Annotated in this window: 17 protein-coding genes and 1 pseudogene; 12 read left to right on the top strand and 6 right to left on the bottom strand. The window is 69.2% G+C overall.

What is annotated here, in order from left to right; all coding sequences use genetic code 11:
* Positions 1–152: 152 nt before the first annotated feature.
* Positions 153–755, bottom strand: coding sequence for a helix-turn-helix domain-containing protein (locus BZL64_RS06295; protein WP_086766974.1), 603 nt, complete (start codon positions 753–755; stop codon positions 153–155).
* Between the two features lie 141 nt (positions 756–896).
* On the opposite strand from BZL64_RS06295, the gene BZL64_RS06290 reads away from it, so the two are divergent.
* The 4 genes from BZL64_RS06290 to BZL64_RS06275 all read left to right on the top strand — a co-directional run bounded on the left by BZL64_RS06290 (position 897) and on the right by BZL64_RS06275 (position 4,735).
* On the top strand, positions 897–1,883 hold the full coding sequence (locus BZL64_RS06290) for an alpha/beta fold hydrolase (protein ID WP_086766962.1): 987 nt from the start codon (positions 897–899) through the stop codon (positions 1,881–1,883).
* Positions 1,884–2,063: 180 nt separating this feature from the next.
* Positions 2,064–2,504 (top strand): VOC family protein, encoded by a 441-nt coding sequence (locus BZL64_RS06285; protein ID WP_086766960.1) that lies wholly within the window; start codon positions 2,064–2,066, stop codon positions 2,502–2,504.
* Between the two features lie 335 nt (positions 2,505–2,839).
* Positions 2,840–3,589 (top strand): SDR family oxidoreductase, encoded by a 750-nt coding sequence (locus BZL64_RS06280; protein ID WP_086766958.1) that lies wholly within the window; start codon positions 2,840–2,842, stop codon positions 3,587–3,589.
* Positions 3,590–3,895: 306 nt separating this feature from the next.
* A complete protein-coding gene (locus tag BZL64_RS06275; protein WP_086766956.1) occupies positions 3,896–4,735 on the top strand; it encodes a helix-turn-helix transcriptional regulator in 840 nt (279 codons plus the stop codon).
* A 159-nt stretch (positions 4,736–4,894) separates the two neighbouring features.
* Here BZL64_RS06275 and BZL64_RS06270 read toward each other — a convergent pair whose 3' ends face one another.
* A complete protein-coding gene (locus BZL64_RS06270) occupies positions 4,895–5,272 on the bottom strand; it encodes a nuclear transport factor 2 family protein (protein ID WP_244205231.1) in 378 nt (125 codons plus the stop codon).
* Positions 5,273–5,632: 360 nt separating this feature from the next.
* Here BZL64_RS06270 and BZL64_RS06265 point away from each other — a divergent pair, with 360 nt between their 5' ends.
* Positions 5,633–6,184, top strand: a complete 552-nt coding sequence (locus BZL64_RS06265; protein ID WP_086766952.1) for a GNAT family N-acetyltransferase — start codon at positions 5,633–5,635, stop codon at positions 6,182–6,184.
* A 126-nt stretch (positions 6,185–6,310) separates the two neighbouring features.
* On the opposite strand, the gene BZL64_RS06260 is transcribed toward BZL64_RS06265, so the two are convergent.
* Entirely contained in the window at positions 6,311–7,429 is a 1,119-nt protein-coding gene (locus BZL64_RS06260; protein ID WP_167396096.1) for a serine hydrolase domain-containing protein, read from the bottom strand.
* A gap of 171 nt (positions 7,430–7,600) precedes the next feature.
* Between BZL64_RS06260 and BZL64_RS06255 the strand changes: the two genes are divergently transcribed.
* Positions 7,601–8,260, top strand: a complete 660-nt coding sequence (locus tag BZL64_RS06255) for a TetR/AcrR family transcriptional regulator (RefSeq protein ID WP_086766947.1) — start codon at positions 7,601–7,603, stop codon at positions 8,258–8,260.
* 176 nt (positions 8,261–8,436) lie between these two features.
* Here BZL64_RS06255 and BZL64_RS06250 read toward each other — a convergent pair whose 3' ends face one another.
* A complete protein-coding gene (locus BZL64_RS06250; protein ID WP_086766946.1) occupies positions 8,437–9,015 on the bottom strand; it encodes a TetR/AcrR family transcriptional regulator in 579 nt (192 codons plus the stop codon).
* A gap of 91 nt (positions 9,016–9,106) precedes the next feature.
* Here BZL64_RS06250 and BZL64_RS06245 point away from each other — a divergent pair, with 91 nt between their 5' ends.
* From BZL64_RS06245 to BZL64_RS06235, 3 genes are all read left to right on the top strand, one after another.
* A complete protein-coding gene (locus BZL64_RS06245) occupies positions 9,107–9,553 on the top strand; it encodes an anthrone oxygenase family protein (RefSeq protein ID WP_086766944.1) in 447 nt (148 codons plus the stop codon).
* 718 nt (positions 9,554–10,271) lie between these two features.
* Complete coding sequence (gene uppS / locus BZL64_RS06240) at positions 10,272–10,991, top strand: polyprenyl diphosphate synthase (RefSeq protein WP_086766942.1); 720 nt, start codon at positions 10,272–10,274, stop codon at positions 10,989–10,991.
* The gene (locus BZL64_RS06235) at positions 10,988–12,457 is read left to right on the top strand and encodes an oxygenase MpaB family protein (protein ID WP_086766940.1); all 1,470 of its coding nucleotides are present in this window, start codon (positions 10,988–10,990) and stop codon (positions 12,455–12,457) included. The genes uppS and BZL64_RS06235 overlap by 4 nt, the downstream gene beginning before the upstream one ends.
* A 289-nt stretch (positions 12,458–12,746) precedes the next feature.
* On the opposite strand, the gene BZL64_RS06230 is transcribed toward BZL64_RS06235, so the two are convergent.
* Entirely contained in the window at positions 12,747–13,601 is an 855-nt protein-coding gene (locus tag BZL64_RS06230) for an alpha/beta fold hydrolase (RefSeq protein WP_086766938.1), read from the bottom strand.
* Positions 13,602–13,817: 216 nt separating this feature from the next.
* Between BZL64_RS06230 and BZL64_RS40520 the strand changes: the two are divergent.
* Positions 13,818–14,128 (top strand): annotated as a pseudogene (locus tag BZL64_RS40520) (zinc ribbon domain-containing protein); the annotation flags it as partial.
* Between the two features lie 362 nt (positions 14,129–14,490).
* Here BZL64_RS40520 and BZL64_RS06220 read toward each other — a convergent pair.
* Complete coding sequence (locus tag BZL64_RS06220) at positions 14,491–15,483, bottom strand: LacI family DNA-binding transcriptional regulator (RefSeq protein ID WP_086766936.1); 993 nt, start codon at positions 15,481–15,483, stop codon at positions 14,491–14,493.
* A 323-nt stretch (positions 15,484–15,806) separates the two neighbouring features.
* On the opposite strand from BZL64_RS06220, the gene BZL64_RS06215 reads away from it, so the two are divergent.
* Positions 15,807–17,531, top strand: a complete 1,725-nt coding sequence (locus BZL64_RS06215; RefSeq protein WP_086766934.1) for a discoidin domain-containing protein — start codon at positions 15,807–15,809, stop codon at positions 17,529–17,531.
* Positions 17,532–17,671: 140 nt separating this feature from the next.
* The gene (locus BZL64_RS06210; RefSeq protein WP_086766932.1) at positions 17,672–19,042 is read left to right on the top strand and encodes a DUF1996 domain-containing protein; all 1,371 of its coding nucleotides are present in this window, start codon (positions 17,672–17,674) and stop codon (positions 19,040–19,042) included.
* Positions 19,043–19,047 lie beyond the last annotated feature (5 nt).

The raw sequence follows: 19,047 nt of genomic DNA, 5'->3' as shown, positions 1-19,047 counted from the left end.
CGGGCGCCGAGGACCCGGCCGGCCCACGCGAGCAGGGCGGGGGCGGGCGTACTCGGGGTTTCGCTGTCCCGACGGAGCGGGTTCCGGACTTCTACGGCTGTGTCCCAGGGCCGGCCCTGGGAGCGATGCGGCGGACGGCTCCCGCGGTCAGCTCATCGAGGGGTACGTGGCCGTAGGCGCTCTCCCTGCGGCCCGAACATGATCAGGTACTCGACCGGTCCGTCGGACCGGGCGTTCGTGACTCCGTGGGCGGTGCGCGTGTCGAACTCGGCGGTGTCCCCGGCCCTCAGGACGAGGTCCTGGTCACCGAGCGCGAGCCACAGCCGCCCGTACAGGACGCACAGCCATTCATAGCCGTCGTGGGAGACCTGCCGGGGCCGCACAGGCGGCTCCGCCGCGGCGGGCAGGACGTGCTTGTGGGCGTGCAGGCCACCGACGTAGCGGGTGAGTGGGAGCACGGCCTTGTCGTCGCCGAAACTCAGCGGCGCCGAGGTGCGGGGTTCCGCAGCGGGTGCGGGTGCGGGTGCGGGCGTGGTGCCGGCCAGTTCATCCAGGGAGACGCCGTACTCCTTCGCCAGCCGCAGCACCACCTCCAGGGTGGGCTTGCGCCGGCCCGTCTCGATGCGCGACAGCGTGCTCGGCGAGATACCGGTCGCACAGCTGACGCCGGTGAGCGTGGCGCCGTTGCGCTCGCGAGCGGTCCGCAGCCGGGGCCCCATCGCCGCCAGCGCCTCGGCCACGTCGTCGCCTGCCACCACCCCGTACCTCCCGAACGTGTGGATCCATCGCCCTGGCCTGCAAGTTTGCCAGAGTGGCAACGGTAATAGCGTCCGGTGACCGCTGCGCCGGATGATCGATGGGTACCCGCGTCCGCCCGCGCACCGAGGTGAAAGCCCATGCAGTCCGAGCCGTCCGCCGAACTCCTCCACCGCACCGTCGACGTCCCGGCCGGTCGCCTGCACCTGGTCGAGCAGGGCACCGGCCCGCTGGTCCTGCTCGTGCACGGCTTCCCCGAGTCCTGGTACTCCTGGCGCCGCCAGCTCCCGGCCCTCGCCGCGGCCGGCTACCGGGCGGTGGCGATCGACGTGCGCGGCTACGGCCGCTCGTCCAAGCCCGCCGCGACCGACGCGTACAGGATGCTCGACCTGGTGGCGGACAACGTCGCCGTCGTGCGTGCCCTCGGCGAGGAGAACGCGGTGGTCGTCGGCCACGACTGGGGCTCCAACATCGCCACCGCCTCCGCCCTGCTTCACCCCGAGGTCTTCCGCGCCGTCGCCCTGCTGAGCGTCCCGTACGCACCGCCCGGCGGTCCCCGCCCCACTGACGTCTTCGGCCAGATCGGCGGCCCCGAGCAGGAGTTCTACGTCTCCTACTTCCAGCAGCCCGGCCGCGCCGAGGCAGAGATCGAACCAGATGTCCGCGGCTGGCTCGCGGGCTTCTACGCGGCCCTGTCCGCCGACACCATGCCGGCCGAGGGCGAGCCCGATCCACACTTCGTCGCCCGCGGCGGCCGACTTCGCGACCGGTTCCCCACGCGGGTTCTCCCGGCCTGGCTGAGCGAGGACGACCTCGACGTCTACGCCGGGGAGTTCGAGCGCACCGGGCTGACCGGCGCACTCAACCGTTACCGCAACATGGACCGTGACTGGGAGGACCTCGCCCGCCACCGCGGAGCCCCGATCAAGCAGCCGTCCCTGTTCATCGGCGGCGCCCTGGACGCCTCCACCACCTGGATGTCCGACGCCATCGACGCCTACCCCACCACTCTCCCCGCCCTGTCCGCCTCCCACCTCCTGGACGGCTGCGGCCACTGGATCCAGCAGGAGCGCCCCGACGAGGTCAACCGCCTGCTGACCGACTGGCTCCACACCATCCAGGACTGAACCGGGCGGGCTACCGGAGCGACAGATGGCGCCTGGCTCGCCGGTCCGCTGTAGCGGTGCCGGCGTGATGCAGACTTTTCGAAGTTCGGCGGGCTGAGGATGTCGAGAACGTGCCGCCGGCTTCGTCCCAGGGGCATCGGCGGCCACCACCGGCCGCACCAGCGAGGAGGAGAGGCCACCATGGCGATTCAGCGGATGGACAACGTCGGCATCGTCGTCGAGGACATGGATGCCGCCATCGCGTTCTTCGTGGAACTCGGTATGGAGCTGGAGGGCAGGGCGCAGGTCGAGGGACCCGTCGCCGACCAGTGCACCGGACTCGACGGCGTCCGCTGTGACATCGCGATGGTCCGGACCCCGGACGGTCACAGCCGGCTCGAGCTGGCGAAGTACCGCAGCCCCGCGGCGATCAGCGCCGGGCCGCGCAACCCGCCGCACAACATCGTGGGCACGCACCGCGTCATGTTCGCCGTCGACGACCTTGAGGACACCGTGGCCCGCCTGCGCCCTTTCGGCGGCGAACTCGTCGGCGAGATCGCCCGGTTCGAGGACAGCTATCTGCTCTGCTACGTCCGCGGTCCGGAGGGCATCATCGTCGGACTGGCCGAGGAACTGCACTGACACCTGCGGGCAGCGCCTACGACCGGACCGGCGTACCGCAGGGATCATGAACCGTCACTCCGTGACGACGATCCGAGGACTTCAGCAGGTTCCGCGGACTCGGCGTCCCGCCTGCCCGCCGGTCTGCACGCCGTCAGCTGGCCCCACGCCGCGACATTCGTGTCCGGCCTCCTCGCCGCGCCCGCCTCCGGGCCGGGCAACGCCACCGACGACCGAGGCAGGGACCGCCGATCCCTGGATGAACCTTCCTCTCCCGCCCCTGCGCGGACGCCCCTACGGTCGAGACTGCGGGCCGGGCACTCACCGGCCCGCCGTACCGAAGGAGCGAGACCCCCATGAAGATGACCGGTAACACGATCCTGATCACCGGTGGCACCTCCGGCATCGGGCTCGGGCTGGCCCTGCGCCTGCACGAGGCCGGCAACAAGGTGATCGTCGCCGGCCGGCGCAAGGACCTCCTCGACGAGATCACCACCGAGCACCCGGGCATCGACGCGCTCGTCCTCGACGTCGCGGACCCAGACTCGATCGCCCGGGCCCGCGAGACCGTGGCAGCGAGCCACCCGGGGCTGAACGTCCTGGTCAACAACGCCGGCATCATGCTGCGGGAGAACCTCCTCGACCCGGCCGACCTCCCGGTCGCCGAGGATCACGTCACGGTCAATCTGCTCGGCACAATCCGGATGACGTACGCCTTCCTGCCCCTGATCGCGGGCAAGGACGACGCGGTCGTCATGAACGTCAGCTCCGCGCTGGCCTTCGTCCCGTACCCGAGCACCCCGACCTACAGCGCGACCAAGGCCGCGCTGCACTCCTTCTCCGAGAGCCTGCGCATCCAGCTCGCCGGTGCCGACGCCGGCGTCCAGGTGATCGAGATGGTCCCGCCGGGCGTGCGCACGACCCTGCTGGGCCAGCAGGACAACGACCACGCCATGCCGTTGGACGACTTCCTCACCCAAACCCTCGACCTGCTGCGCGAGAAGCCCGACGCGAAGGAGATCGTTGTCGAGCACGCCAGGTTCATCCGCGACGCGGTGGCCACCGGCACCTACGACGACGTCCTCGCCATGATCAGCAGCAGCTGACCGAGCCGTGACGACCGACGTTCGGAAAGCGCCTTCAGTTTCCGCCCCGGTCGTCCGACGTGAGGCGAACAGTTCCGTCGAGTGTCGAGTGTCGAGTGTCGAGTGTCGAGTGTCGAGTGTCGACGGGCGTGCGAGCGCCCGTCGCATGTCCCAGGGGATCCCGCACCTCACGCGACCCTCGATCGCGCCGCCCACCTGCGAACGCCGTCGACCGTGCGGGCGGCTTCGCGCGGTCGGCAGAGGACCGCTCAGCCATGGATCGGCGGTCTCTGGTTAGACGGCCGGGATGGGACGAGGATGGGGCACATGGACAAGAGGGAACTGGCGGAATTCTTGCGTCGCCGGCGTGAGACGCTGCGCCCCCGCGATGTCGGGCTGGTCGAGGGGCCGCGCAGGCGTACGCAGGGGCTGCGCCGCGAGGAGGTCGCGCAGCTCGCCGGCATGTCCACCGACTACTACGCCCGGCTGGAACAGCAGCGTGCTCCGCAGCCCTCCGTACAGATCACCACGGCTCTGGCACGGGCACTGCGGCTGACCCTGGACGAACGCGACCACCTCTTCGTCCTCATCGGCCACAACGCCCCGGCCCGCTTCCACCGCTCCGAGCATGTCAGCCCGACGCTGATGCGGGTCCTGGACCGCCTGGACGACTCACCGGCCCTGGTGCAGACCGACCTGCTCGACACCCTCGCGATGAACCCGCTGGCCGTCGCGCTGCTCGGCGACCAGGCCCGCCATACAGGTCTGGCCAGTAGCGGTTACTACCGTTGGTTCATGGATCCCGCCGAGCGGCTGGTGTATCCCGATGAGGTTCACGAACACCACGGCCGTGCCCATGCGGCGCGCCTGCGGGCCGCGCTCACAGCCGGCAGCGACACTCCCCGAGCCGCCCGGATCCTCGCCGAACTCCAGGAACACAGCCCCGAGTTCGTCCGCATGTGGGAACTGCAGGAGGTCGCGCAACTCTACGACGACTGCAAGACCCTTCTCCATCCGGAACTCGGCCGCATCGACGTCGACGCCCAGCTCCTGTACACCGAGAACCGCGCCCAGACCCTGGTGGTCCTGACCACTCGCCCCGGCACGGAGAGCCACAGCAAACTCGAACTGCTCTCGGTCATAGGACAACAACAGCTCACCCCGTGAAGAGCCTCGCGTGCGAGGGCCCTTCACTCGGTGTCCAGCGCCATCAATTGGGTGCTCGCGTCTGCGGCCCCGAGCTGTATCGCCGCCGTACCCGATAGCGCCGATACCGGGAAGGTCCAGTCAACTGCTCGCCGTACAGATTGTTCCTGGCGGGTGGGCTCAGAACAGGGTGTTGTCGTTGAGGGGAGGGGTCGACGGCACGTCCTGGACGGAGTCCCAGTGTTCGAGGATCTTGCCGTGCTTGCCGACCCGGCAGATGTCCACGACGGCTTGGCCGCGGTCCTCGGGGTTGAGGCGGTAGTGAGCGTGGATCGCCACGAGGTCGCCTTGGGCGATGACGCGCTTGCGTTCCACGATCAGATTCGGGAACTGCTGGAAGAAGTTGGTGAACTGCTCGCGCAGGCCGGCCGAGCCGTTGGGGATGGCCGGGTTGTGCTGGTAGTACTCCGGCGTCAGGTACCTGACCGCGTCGGGGTTCTTGTCGACGAGGAGTGTGTCGAAGTAGGCGGTGGCCACCTTCTGGCTGAAGGAGGTCATCCAGCGAGGGCCGGGCTGGTTGGTACGCGGCCTGCTGACCGCGCCGAACATGTCGTTGGATCGGGTTGGAGTGGACCGGTGTGTGGTCATGGGCGGCAGTTCGGGTGCGTTCGTCCCATCGGTGAGGCGTCCAGGACCGTCGGATCGGGCTGCGCACGGTGATGATCGTGTCGTCGAGGCCGAAGATTGCGTCGCCGGTGGACGCCGTCGACCAGCGCGATGAAGTCGCGCTCGCCCATGCTGCGGCGCTTGCCTCTGCCTGCCTCAGCGGCTCAGCGGCTGCCACGCGCGAACTCCGCGCGGAGATCGAAGCGTTCCCGACCAGCCGACCCGCATCGCCACGCGGGTACAGTCCGACGCATGCACCCCGTCACGCGTTCCAGCGCACGTCTCGGCCTGCGAGAACTCGCCATCGCGGACGTGGAGGCGCTGCTCGCCATCTACGGCAGCCCCGTAGCCACCGAGCACCTCTCGTTCGAACCGCGAAACCGCGAACAGGTGGAACAGGTCGTAGCTCGGTCCGTCACGGCGGCCACGGCAACGCCTCGTACGGAGTATGCGCTTGCCATTGTCGAGACAGAAAGGGCCGAGCTGATCGGATCCGGCCGCCTGGCCCTCGATCCTCACCAGGAGCGCGGAGCCACCCTGGGCTTCGCGCTGCACCCGGACGTATGGGGGCGGGGCTGCGGCGTAGAGACGGTGCGGCTGCTCCTTGATTTCGGCTTCAACGACCTACGGCTGCACCGCATTTGGGGTGCCCGTTCCCCCCTCAACGAAGCATCCGCCAAGACCATGAGCGCCGTTGGCATGGTGGAGGAAGGCACGATTCGTGAGCACGTGCTGAAGGCGGGGAAGTGGAGGGACTCCGTCGTGCACGCGATCATCGACCGAGAGTTCCGCTCCCGCTTCTGAACCGGCAGGCACAATAGCCGGCTTGTGAAGTCTGCCTCCGTACGAGCGGGGAGTTGCACACGCGCATCGCGTTCCCCCGGTATCGGTGCTCGCCCATCAGTCGGGCCCGGGTGCTCCCCGGCTCAGTCAGTCGTGCATGGCTACGCGGTACAGAGCCGCAAGCGCGTCGTCGATGGGATGGGGCTGCGGCCTGCCGGAGGAGTCGAGTCTGTTCCATCGCTGCAGGTTCACCGCGACGGCCAGCTGCCGCTTGCCGTCGGCGCGGGTCATGGCCAGCGCTCCACCACCCCAGACCGTGCCGCCATGGCCCCAGAAGGTGCCCTGCCCGGGAACCCGCAGCGGGTGCAGGCCGAGGCCGTAGTCGATCGTCTGCCCCTCTTGGGAGACGATCGGGACGGTGCGTTGCATCTGCTCCAGCGACGACGGGCTGATGATCTCCCCGGCCAGCAGCAGGTGGTAGAAGCGGTTGAGGTCCGCGACGGTTGATATCAGCGAGGCCGACGGCCCCACCCATGACATGTCGTAGACGCTGTAGTCGCGCGGCGGGTCGATCATGCCGAACCACGCCTCGTAGAGCTGCGAGTGCGGCCCGTCGACGTGCGGTCCGGCGGGGAGTTCGGTGTGCTGGAGCCCGGCGCGCTCGATGACGTTGCGGGTGATGTACCGCTCGGCCGTATCGCCGGTCACCTCTTGCAGGAGTTGGACGAGGAGGAGGTAGTTGGTGTTGGAGTACACGCCCGGAGTGCCGCCCGGAGTGCCGACGGCAGGTGCGGTGACCCCCATCTCGATCAGTTCGGCGGGGTCGAACCGTGTGAGCCGGTGGTCGTCCAGGCTCTGGGGTCCGGTGTCCGCGAGGGCGGGGAACGCCTTGAGCGAGGGGTAGGCGTACGGGAGGTACTCGGCGAGGCCGCTGGTGTGGTTGATCAGCATCCGGACCGTGATCGCATCACCTCGCTCTCCAGGGACCAGCTTCGGAAGGTACCGGCCGATCGATGTGTCGAGACCGATCCGACCGCTCTCGACCTGTTGCAGGACCGCTGCGGCGGTGAAGGTCTTGGTGATGCTGCCGACGCGGTGTCGCATGTCAGCAGTGACGGGGCGGCCGGTGGCGACATCGGCGACCCCGGCGGCACCGCGCCAGACCTCGTCGTCGTCGCGCACCTCGGCGAACAGGCCCGGCATCCCGGCGCGGTGGACGTTCTCGATGGCGGCGTTCAGCGCCGCGGAATCCAGTGGGTTCTTCACGTCATGCGTCCTTCCGTGTTCCCCGGGGTGAGCTGCGCAGCAGCCGCCTGACCCGGGCAACGGGGCACGAGTGGCGTGCCGGTCCGTCCGGCACGCTCATGTCCTCATTATGCACGCAGTGCGTGCAACACCAAGTGCATAGGTAGGATGAGGTCCGGCGAGAGGAGCAAGATGGCAGGCCGAAGGCGTTGGTCGACCGAAGAGATCCTGGATGCGGCGGCGGAGCTGCTGCGCACGAGCGACGCGGATTCGTTCAGCGTGCGCAAGCTGGCTGCGGCCCTCGGGACCGATTCCTCCAGCCTCTACCGGCACTTCCGCAGCAAGACCGAACTGCTGCGCGCGGTCGCCGACCGGATTCTCCTGGCCGCGATGGACGGCTACCGCCCCGAGGGCGACTGGAAGCAGCGCATCACGTCCCTGGCCCTGCGCGCGAGAGAAGCCTTCGGGCAGCAGCCCCAACTGGCCGCGGTCTGGGGACGTTACGCATCGAGCGGAACCGGCTCCCGGCTGGTCATGGAAGAGGTGCTGCAGGCGCTGCGCGCATCGGGACTGCCCGACGAGGAGATCCCGGCGAGCTACCACCGGATCGCGGTCCTCATCGCGGCGCTGATCGCCTCCGAGGCCGGGGTCAGCACGGTCACCCCGGAAGAGCACGAGCAGGGCATGGAGCTGTTTCGCGTGGCGGTTCTGGGCGCCGACCCCGAACGCTTCCCGGCCCTGGCCCACTTCGCCCGCGACGTCCGTCCCCTCGGGACGGATCGCCGCGCCGCGTTCGAAGAGATCCTCGCCGCCCAACTCGCCCACATCGAGGCTGCGATCCGCCCGAGCTAGGGCGCGTATCGAGTTGCGATCAAGGAGCATCGCAGCTTCCGGGCCGGGTACTCCGTCTGAGGTACGGGGCCGGCGATCTGCGGCTGCGCAGGGTGGGGCGCGAGTGACCGGAAGCGATGCCGCAGGCAGGCAGCGGGGCTTGAGGGCTCCGGCCGTGTGCTGTCCGGGACGGTGCGTCAGAGCATGGCGAGCCGGTTCACCAGCAGTTCCGTCCTGCGCGCGGTGTCCTCCGGGGGGAGCCGTCCCGCTCGGGTCAGGGTGGCCAGTCCGTGCAGGGAGGCCCAGAACGTCTCGGTGAACAGCTCCGGGCGCACGCCGTCCCCGGCGACCTCGCTGAGGCACTCCAGCAGTGCGGCGAAGGCGTCCTTCAACGGTTCGGGGGTGTCCTCCCGCGCGTACGCCAGGCCGCCGTCGAGTTGGAACAGGGCGTCGTAGACCGCCGGATGGCGTTCGGCGAAGGCGAGGTAGGCACGGGCCAGCGCGGTGACCCGGGCGCGGGGGCCGTCGGCGGCTGCGGTCGCGGCCCGCATCGCCACGGCCATCTCGGTAGCACCCTGCAGAGCGACGGCGCCGATGATCTCGCGCTTGCCGCGGAAGTGGCTGTAGAGGACGGGCTGGCTGTATTCGATGCGTTCGGCGAGCCGCCGGGTGGTGACCGCGTCCCAGCCCTGCTGCTCGGCGAGTTCGCGGGCCGTGGCCACGATGAGGCGCTCGCGACTGGCCCGTTCGCGCTGCTTGCGTTCCTGTACCGACATGGTTTGATCCTAGCACCGCTAGACAATCGAGCGACAGCAGTGCTAGCGTCGCGTCATCATCTAGCGGTGCTAGATCCCAGGAGGGGTCATCATGCTCAACGCACTCGAGGTCGTCACCATCGTGGTCGTCGGCGTGCTGGTGGGGGTGGAGTTCTCCGTCCCCTTCTTCAGCAACCCGATCCTCAACGCACTCCCCGGCGACAACGGCCTGCGCGGCCGCGTCCACGGGGCCCGGCTGGGCGGCGCAGTGATGCCGTTCTGGTACATCGGCTCGCTCGTGCTCGTCGGAGTCTGGGCCGTCGCCGGACAGGACGACGGTGGCACCGGCCTCGTCGTGACCGCCGCCGCGCTGCTGATCGTCAGCGTGCTCATGTCGATCCTGGTACTCGTCCCGATCAACAACCGGGTCAAGACGTGGACCGACGGCAGCCGGCCGGCCGACTGGAAGGAGCAGACGAGGCGCTGGGACCGCTGGCACTACGCCCGCGTCGCCGTCATCATCGCCGCCTTCGCCTGCCTGGCGACCGCCCTCACCTGAGCCCGCGGGCCGGGTGAGTTCTTTTGATCCAGATCACGAGGCACGCAGGTGAAGCCCGGCGAGGTAGCTTTCCGGGGTCTCCTCGCGACGTATCCACAACCCTGATCCTTGCGGCGTATCCACAGCCCCGCTCCTTGCGGCGGATCTTCTGCGCCGTCCGGTCGGAGGCGCGCGGAGTCTTCCGGCACGGGCCGGGACGCCTCGAAGGCCGCCCTGCCCGCGGGACGCGGTCGCGCTCCGATCCGCGCGTCGCCGGCCGCCTGACGGGCGGTCTGCGCGTGGGCTCCACGACGGACGCGTTCACCACGCTGCGTACCCCGGACCGCGATCCGGCATACGACGGCGCCGGGAACACCCCCGACGGTTGCACCACCCGACAGGTCGCGGTACGCCGAGGCCGGGGGACAAGTCACGCCAGTTCATGGAGAAGGCTGCCGATGCCGAAGGAAATCGTACGGCTGAGCCACGGGTGACGGGCCCCCGTTCGGCCGGTCAGGACCCTTCCGTTCCGCCAGACTCCTGGACAGGGACGCTCCGGTGGGGCATGCGCATGGGCGCTACGGGGTGGGCGTGACCGAGCACGGTAGGGCGACCGTGCCGCTGAGGTGAGACGGGGCTGGGTGTGAGGGAGCAGGGTGTCCAGCGCGTACGCGCGGCGACGGGGGACCGGCCGGGTGGGCGACAGGACAGCGACGAGCAGCGGCGGGTCGACGGGCCGGTGCGTGCGGTGCCGCGGCATGTGGCCTGCGTGATGGACGGCAACGGCCGTTGGGCTCAGCGGCGTTCGCTTCCCCGGACGGCGGGCCATCGGGCTGCGGAGACCACCGTCATCGACATCATCGAGGCCGCGAGGTCGGCCGGCGTCGAGTGGCTCAGCCTGTACGCCTTCTCCACCGAGAACTGGAACCGTCCAGGTTCCGAGGTCGACTACCTGATGCGCCTGGTCCGCCGGGTTGTGCGCAAGCACGCGCCGCTGCTGCTCGCCCGCGGCATCCGCTGCCGCTTCCTCGGGGCCGCGGACCCGCGCATCCCACGTGGACTGGCTCAGGATTTCGCGGATCTGGCGACGCTGACCGCCGACAGCCGGGCGATGACGCTGACCGTCGCCTTCGACCACGGCGGACGCCGGGACATCGTGGAGGCCGCCAGGTCGCTGATCCGAAGCGGGACACCCGCCGAGGAGGTGACCGAGCGGCTCTTCGCGGACCATCTGCCGTTCCCCGACACCCCCGACGTGGACCTCGTCATCCGCACCTCCGGCGAGCAGCGCATCTCGAACTTCATGCTCTGGCAGGTCGCCTACGCCGAGTGGGTCTTCCCCGAGGCACTCTGGCCGGATTTCCGGGCCCCGGACTTCCACGCCTGCCTGCACACCTACCGGCGCCGTGACCGCCGCTTCGGCGGCGTGCCGCCCCAGACGAACGGAGACCCGTCTTGACGACTGGAACCACCACAGCGGCCGACGAAACACCTCTGTCAGGGACGGAGTCGCAGTTCAGCGCCTTCTTCGACGACCCGCGCTGGGCGCTGGCCATGATCCGCGCCACCGTGCTGGAGGCCGCCCACCCGCAGATCGGTGCCGCACTCGTCGACAACTCCACCTTCGTCGCCCACCCCTGGCGCCGGCTGCGCAACACCTTCCTCAGCATGCGGCGCATGTTCGACGCCGATCCGGCGGTACGCGAACGGGAGGCCGCCCGGCTCAACCGGCTGCACGCCCGCATGAGCGGCTCCGACTCCCGCGGTCGCGCCTACGACGCCATGGACCGCGGGGCCCGGGCCTGGGTGGTCGCCACCCTCTTCGAGAGCGCCGTCACCATGTGCCGGCTGAGTGGCCAGCCGCTCGACCAGGACACCATGGAGCGCATGTACGCCGAGTACCGCGTGTTCCTCGCCGCGCTCGACGGCGACGCCGGAGGACTCCCCGAAGACCTGAACGACTTCTGGCGGTACTTCGACAGGGTCGTCGAGGACGAGCTGGAGAACACCGAGGCAGCCCGCGTCATCCTCTACCGGCTCTTCGACCACCTGCCCGCCCCCGCGCTGCTCGCCGGCGCGCCGACACTGTGGGCCGCCGGCCGGGCCGTCGTCGGTCCGCTTCTCGGGGCGATCACCGTCGCATCGCTTCCCGAGCCGTACCGGCGCAGGGCCGGCCTGCCCGAGATGCCTGGCGCCCCGACCCTCATGCAGGGCGCCTACCTGGCCGCAGGGCTCACCCGATTCCTGCCCGAGGGCTGGATCAACGCCGAAACCATCATCGAGGCCCTCTCCCTCTCACCCGACAGCGACGACCCCCGCGCCCGGACCGTGGCCGCGCTGCGCGCCCGCATGAAGCGGGCCTCCGCCCTGCTCCGCCTCCTCACACCACTGGGCGACGGAACCGTTCCCGACCCGGTCCCGGCCACCTCGCGGGGCACGGGAGAGGGCCGGCGCTCGGCGGAGGATTTCTTCCGCCAGGTGCTGGACCAGACCGGCGACGGCCACCTCGACTGGCCCGACCTCGCCGCCATGGCACGCGAACTGGCCACCCGCCTCGACCTGGACGAACCCGAGGAGACCCGCCTCTACGACGCCTTCGCCGCCTGGTGGCGCGAACTCCAGGCCACCCTCGACACGGACGGCGACGGCCGCGTCAGCGCCGACGAGTACGCTGCCGCCGTCCCTACCCTCGCCGGTCCCGCGCTCATCCGCGTTGCCGAGGTGCTCTTCGACGCCACCGACAAGGACGGCAGCGGGACCATCGACGCGGACGAGCACAGGACGCTCTTCCGCACCGCCTTCCAACGCGACCTCACCACCACCCACGGCACCTACGGCCGCAGCGCCTTCGTGGGCGACTTCCTCTCCTTCATGTCGGGCCGCCGCCCGAACACCCCGTACGACCCGCTCCTCGCCGACGCCTGACATCCGTGGGGAGTGCCGCCATCGGGTACCGGCACTCCGCCCACGACATACGGCGCAGAGCAAGGCTCGGTCACGATGTGGCCGAACGCGCCGGGGCCGGCGGAGGGCGACGGCGGTCTGGGGCCGGACACGGGCCAGGGGTCTCCCGTGCAGGGAGATCTCGTAGTGGATCCTGGCCGGTCCGGCGGTGGCAGAGCGGCTGGAGGCCGTGGGCAAGTTCCGGGCTGCGGTGTCCCAGCGGTTCTTTTGGTCCGTCAGCTCCGCGGCCGGGGAGGCCGCTGGGCGGTGTTCAGGAAGAACCGGTGCTCAGGAAGAACGTCGTCAGGGCTGTGGCGATGCCGGCGGGGTCCTTCTCGGGGCCGAAGTGGTCGAGCTTGGGGAAGAGGGTCAGTTCGGAGGCAGGCAGGACGTCGTGGAGGCGGGGGGCGGCACGCCCGGCTCCGGTGCTCTCGACTTCCTTGCCCGCCATCAGCAGCACCGGCTGCGTGAGCCGGCCGTACTCGGGGAAGGTGTTGTCCCTGGCCGCGATCTCGGCGTGTTCGCGCATCGCGGCGGGCAGCAGGGTGTGCTTCTGCAGCCGCTCGGGCTTCTTGATGGCCAGCGGGAGGATGAGGCGCAGCAGCCAGCGCGGGGCCTTGCCGCTGGTCTCCGGGTTGATGCCCTGGACGAACGTCAAGAACGCTTCGGCGGGCTTGCCGGCGTCGAGTTGGCGTCGGCACAGGTCGGCCCAGCCGATGGGAATCGAGCCGTCGATGGATACGCCGGGCTCGTAGAGGGCGATGCGTTCGAAGGCGGAGCCGGCCAGCGCGGCCTCCAGGGTGAGGAAGCCGCCGAAGCTGTGGCCGAACACGAAGCGGGCACCGGTGGCCGCGCGTACGGCTTCGATGTCCGCGCACTCGGCCGCCGCACCGTACGTGTCCCCTTGCGGGCCGCTGGCTCCGCGCCCGCGCCGCTCGATGGTGTGCACCGTGAACCGGTCTGCCAGCGCGGCGGAGAGAGCGTCGAAGTCCGCCGCGAGCGCGAACGCGCCGGGCACCACGACCAGCCCCGGGCCGGATCCGACACTGCGATAGCTGATCGTGGTGCCGTCGGCGGAGTACACCGACCGGACCACCACATCCCGCTCTTCGGTACGAGCAGCCATGCTGTCCCTCTGGTCAAATGATCAATAGAGCCGCGCGCAGAATACGCGCCAACAGCGGAATCGGACATGGTCACTTGGACCGACGGAACAGTCATGGAGCCGTGTGTGCCGGGACCGTCCGCCCTCGGTCACGGCACGCCCGGCGGCCGGCCTCCGGTGTTCACCACGACTGGCAGCCGGCGCGGCAGCGGGCCGCCTGCGCGGAGCGCACTACGTTGGTCGCAATTGCGGAGCATGCTGGAGTACAAGGCTCAGTGGTACGGCCGTGAGGTGATCGCGGTCGACCGGTGGTTCCCCTCCTCCAAACTGTGCTCCGCCTGCGGCAGGCTTCGGCAGAAGATGCCCCTGCACGTGCGTACCTGGACGTGCGACTGCGGGACGACCCATGACCGGGACGTGAACGCGGCGAAGAACATCCTGGCCGTCGGGCTGACGGCGTCTGTCTGTGGAGCTGGTGTAAGACCTCAACGGAAACTCCGGGCGGGCAGTCGGCGACGAAGCAGAAACCCCTACAGCGCGAGCCGTAGGAATCCCCCTCTTTCAGGAGGGGGAGGAAGTCAAGTCGATTCCCGTCTGCGAGGAAAGAGGGAGACGCTGCCATGGCCGCCAGGATCTGGAGCATCTGGCCACAGGCGAACGACGCCTCCCGGACCGCTCGAAACTACACACCTCAACCACAAACTTCACACTTTGTCGAACTTGGCCAGAATCGGCGCCCGGCTCAGCGACCCTTCCGTAGCCCCCGCTGCAGGAAGTTGTTCGCCCGGGTACCCGGGCGCCGGGACCTTCGCTGCAAGCACCACACGTAGGACACACAAGCGAGGTCAGTGGTCGACGGTCCCTGCGGGACGGCCCCGCCTGCGATGACGTGCAGTCTCGCCTCGGTGGATCAACTTGACTCGCGGACCACGAGTTCGTTCGGCATGATCACCGGGTCTGTGGGGCCGCCGTCGATGAGGCTGAGGAGCAGGTGGACGGCGGCGGTTGCCTGGTCGGCCATCGGGCTGCTGACGGAGGTGAGCGCCGGGGTGGTGTAGGAGGCGGCTTCTATGTCGTCGAAGCCGACGATGGCGACGTCTTCGGGGACGCGTCGTCCTGCTTGGTGGAGTGTGCGCAGGGCGCCGATCGCCATCAGGTCGTTGGCGGCGAACACGGCATCGAGGTCGGGGTCGTCCTCCAGGAGTTGGCGCATGGCTTCGGCGCCGGAGGCCCTGGTGAAGTCGCCCAGCGCCACGATGGAGCGCCGGCCGGTGTCGCGCAGCGTGTGGCGGTAGCCGTCGAGCCGCTCGCGTGCCTCGTGGAGTTCGAGCGGTCCGGTGATGGTGGCGATCCGGCGCCGGCCGCGTTCCAGGAGGTGGCGCACGGCCAGTGCTGCTCCGCCGGCATTGTCCAGGGCGACGTACGGGACGTCCTGTGCGGAGGTCCGGTTGAAGGAGACGACCGGCAAGCCCTGTCTGGCCAGTGCGGCCGGCAGCGGGTCCGTGCCGTGCAGGGCGACGAGCAGCACGCCGTCCACGTGTGCGCCGGCGATGTACTGCTCAACTCTGGTTCGGCTCTGGTCCGATTCGGCGAGCATGAGCACGAGCCGTTTTCCGGCGGTCTCGAGCTCTCTGCTGACGGCGCGGACCACGGCCGAGAAGAGGGGGTCGTCGGAGACGACTCCCTGGGGCGGGTCGGAGACGACCACGGCAAGGGTGTCCGTGCGACGGGTGACGAGGTTGCGTGCTGCCCCGTTGGGGACGTAGCCCAGTTCGTGTACGGCTTGCATGACGACGTCTCGGATCTGGGGGGCGACTGTCGTCTCGCCGTTGATGACGCGGGAGACGCTTGATTTCGACACGCCCGCCCGGGCGGCGACCACTTCGAGAGTGGGGCGCTTCATACCTGTCCATCCCCTGCGCGGCAGCCCGGGTTCGTGCTCGGGGAGGGGATTCTCATCAGGGCGACCTCCGGCTCTGCGTGACGATGCGAGCAGCGTATCCGCAGGCCGGGGCGACGTGAGGTGCCAGGGACTCCTTCTGCGTTTGCGCTACCACTGCGGTGTGCACGTGTCACGAGGCTGATGAGAAATCGCTCCCCGAGAATGACGGACCGTTTTGAGAGCTGATTTTCCGAGGTGGCAGGAGTCTTGACAGCTTTTACCTACCCCTCCATTCTCCTTTGAGGGAGCGCTCCCTCACCTCGCCCCCACCTGAGGAGTCGCCCGTGCAAACGCTGTTGCGTCGCTTTGGATTACTTCTGGCTGTCGCGGCCTCATCGCTCGCGTTCGTGGCTCTGCCCGTTCCCGCTGCTCAGGCAGCGGAGGTGTTGCTTTCCCAGGGGAAGACCGCCGTCGCCTCGAGCACGGAGGGAGTCTTCAGCGCCGGCAGCGCCGTCGACGGCGACGCCGGGACCCGGTGGTCCAGCGAGTTCGCCGATCCGCAGTGGATCCAGGTCGACCTCGGAGCCACGGCCGAGGTCAGCCGTGTCGCACTCAACTGGGAAGCCGCGTACGGCAAGGCGTTCAGGATCGAGGTGTCGAACGACGCCGAGAGGTGGGCCGTCGTTCACGAGACGGCCGCCGGTACAGGCGGCGTCCAGAGCCTGGCTGTCGCGGGAACGGGCCGCTATGTACGGCTGTACGGCACCCAGCGTGCCACTCCATACGGGTACTCGCTCTGGGAGTTCCAGGTGTTCGGCACTCCCGACGCCGGCGACCCGGGAGGTGACACCGACAGGCTGCTCTCCTACGGCAGGACGGGCGCGGCTTCTTCGTCACAGAGCGACCAGAACTGCTGGGAATGCACGCCGGCCAGGGCTTTCGACCGCGATCCGGCTTCGCGCTGGGCGACGAGCTCGACCACGGGTTGGGCCGATCCGGGCTGGATCTCCGTCGATCTCGGCGCGACGGCGCAGATCAACAAGGTCGTCCTGCAGTGGGATCCTGCCTATGCGAAATCATTCCAGATCCAGGTCTCGCCCAACGGAGTCGACTGGACACCGCTCTACTCGACAACGACCGGCGCGGGCTTCAGGCAGACGCTGACCGTCTCCGGCAAAGGCCGATACGTGCGCATGTACGGCACCGAGCGCGCCACTCCGTACGGCTACTCGCTGTGGGAGTTCCAGGTGTACGGAACCGGCGGTGATCCCATACCGGCCCCGCCCCTGCCGAGCGACCCCGCGAACCCGCCGCGACTGGTGTGGAGCGACGAGTTCGACGGCGCCGCCAACACCAAGCCCGATGCCTCGAAGTGGAGGTCCGATCCGGGCACGGGACCCAACAACGAGCTGGAGTACTACACCGATCACCGCAACGCCGCCCTGGACGGGGCCGGCCACCTGGTGATGGAAGCACGCAGGGAGGCCACCGCCGGATCGTCGTGCCCGCGCGATCCGCTGAGCGGCAGCGGCACGTGCCAGTACACGTCGGCGCGGATGAACACCGGTGCCGCGTTCCAGTTCACCTACGGCCGGGTCGAGGCACGCATCAAAGTGCCCAAGGGCAACGGCCTGTGGCCCGCCTTCTGGATGATGGGCGCCGACTTCCTGACAGGGCGGCCCTGGCCGTACAACGGCGAGATCGACATCGTCGAAGTCCTCGGCAAGGACGTGAAGACCGCCTACTCGACCGTCCACGCGCCGGCCTACAACGGCGGGGGCGGGATCGGCTCGCCGTACACGCTGCCCGGGAACGCCGACTTCTCCGACGACTTCCACACCTGGGCCGCCGACTGGAACAGCAAAGGCATCACCTACAGCCTGGACGGCCGGACCGTGTTCTCCCTCGACAAGGACGAGGTGGAGCGAACCCGCGGACCGTGGATCTTCGACCACCCGCACTACATGATCCTCAACCTGGCGGTAGGAGGGGACTGGCCAGGCCCGACAGACGCCACTACACCCTTCCCCTCCAGGATGCTCGTCGACTACGTGCGGGTCTACCAGTAGCCGCCCGGCTCCGCGGAGTTCCCGTGCCGCCCCGGCACCTGACCCACGGCCAGGGCACGTTCCTGATCCTGTTCTTTCCCACTGCTGTGCTCACAGGGAGCCAGTCGTTCCCCTTGATCCGACGCTCGTGAGGAAGTGAGATGCGCAGATATCCCATCCCTATGTACACGCTGTTGACGGGCGCCTTAGCGGTCGTGCTGGCAGCCGCCCTGAGTTTGACGGTCTCGGCTCAGCAGGCGCGTGCCGCCACGGTCACCGTCCAGGCCGAGTCCTACGCGGCCCAGTCCGGCGTCGCGTTGGAGGCGACCGCGGACACCGGCGGCGGTCAGAACGCGGCGTTCCTCGCCAACGGCGACTGGATGCGCTTCGACAACGTCGACCTCGGCGCGACCGGCCGCCTGACCGTCTCGGCCCGGATCGCTTCCGCGGCCGGCTCGGGCACAGTGGAGTTGCGCACCGCCGGCCTGACCGGCCCGCTGCTCGCAGTCGTACAGACCTCACCGACCGGCGGCTGGCAGAACTGGGTCACTCGGGCCACCGACATCGCCACCCATCCCACCGGACCGCAGACGGTGTTCGCCGTGCTGCGCGGCGCGACGAACGACGACTTCGTCAACATCAACTGGTTCTCCTTCGTCGGCGAGGGGGACGGCGCAGCGACGGGATGGGTCCCTGTCGACCAGGCCAAATGGAATGCTCAGCTGACGCAGTTCCGCGCGATGACGCCGGCCACAGTGCCCGCCGACGTGGTCCGGGTCCCGGAGTTCAACGCCACCTGCTCCTACAGTCACTCCAAGCCGGACGACCCCATCGTCCTGCCAGGGCTGCCCGGCGCGTCCCACATGCACAGCTTCTTCGGCAACAAGAGCACCGACGCGTTCTCCACGACCGAGTCACTGCTGACCAACACTCCCACCAGTTGCACGCCGGCCAACGATCTCTCGGCGTACTGGATCCCCACCCTGTACGAAGGCGGCAAGGCCGTCGAGGCCGAGGGAATGATCGTCTACTACGGTTCGCGGCTGCCCGACCCGTCGGCGACCGTGCCCTTCCCCCAGGGATTCCGCATGATCGCGGGCGATGCCAAGGCACAGACGCCCACACCCGCGGGATCGCCCGGCCAGTTCTGGTGCGCCGGCGAGGGCGGCGAGATCGGCCGCAGTACCGACGGCAACTGGCCGGTCTGCGCCCCGAAGGCCCACCTCACCCACCAACTCGTCTTCCCCGACTGCTGGGACGGCAAGAACCTGGACAGTCCCGACCACAAGTCGCACGTCGCGTTCACCTACGACGGCAAGTGCAGCGGCGCCTACCCCGTCGCCATCCCGAACGTCTCCTTCGTCATCAGCTATCCCACCAGCGGCAGCGAGGCAGGCTTCCGGCTGGCATCGGGCATGGCATCGTCCATCCACGGAGACTTCTTCAACGCCTGGGACAACGCCGCTCTCGGGCAGCGTGTGAAGGACTGCATCACCCAGAGGGCCAAGTGCAACTCCGCCGGCGCCTTCTGACCCTG

This window comes from Streptomyces bobili (genome assembly GCF_002154575.1).
Taxonomy (GTDB): domain Bacteria; phylum Actinomycetota; class Actinomycetes; order Streptomycetales; family Streptomycetaceae; genus Streptomyces; species Streptomyces bobili.
This window is presented reverse-complemented; position numbering and strand designations above follow the sequence as displayed.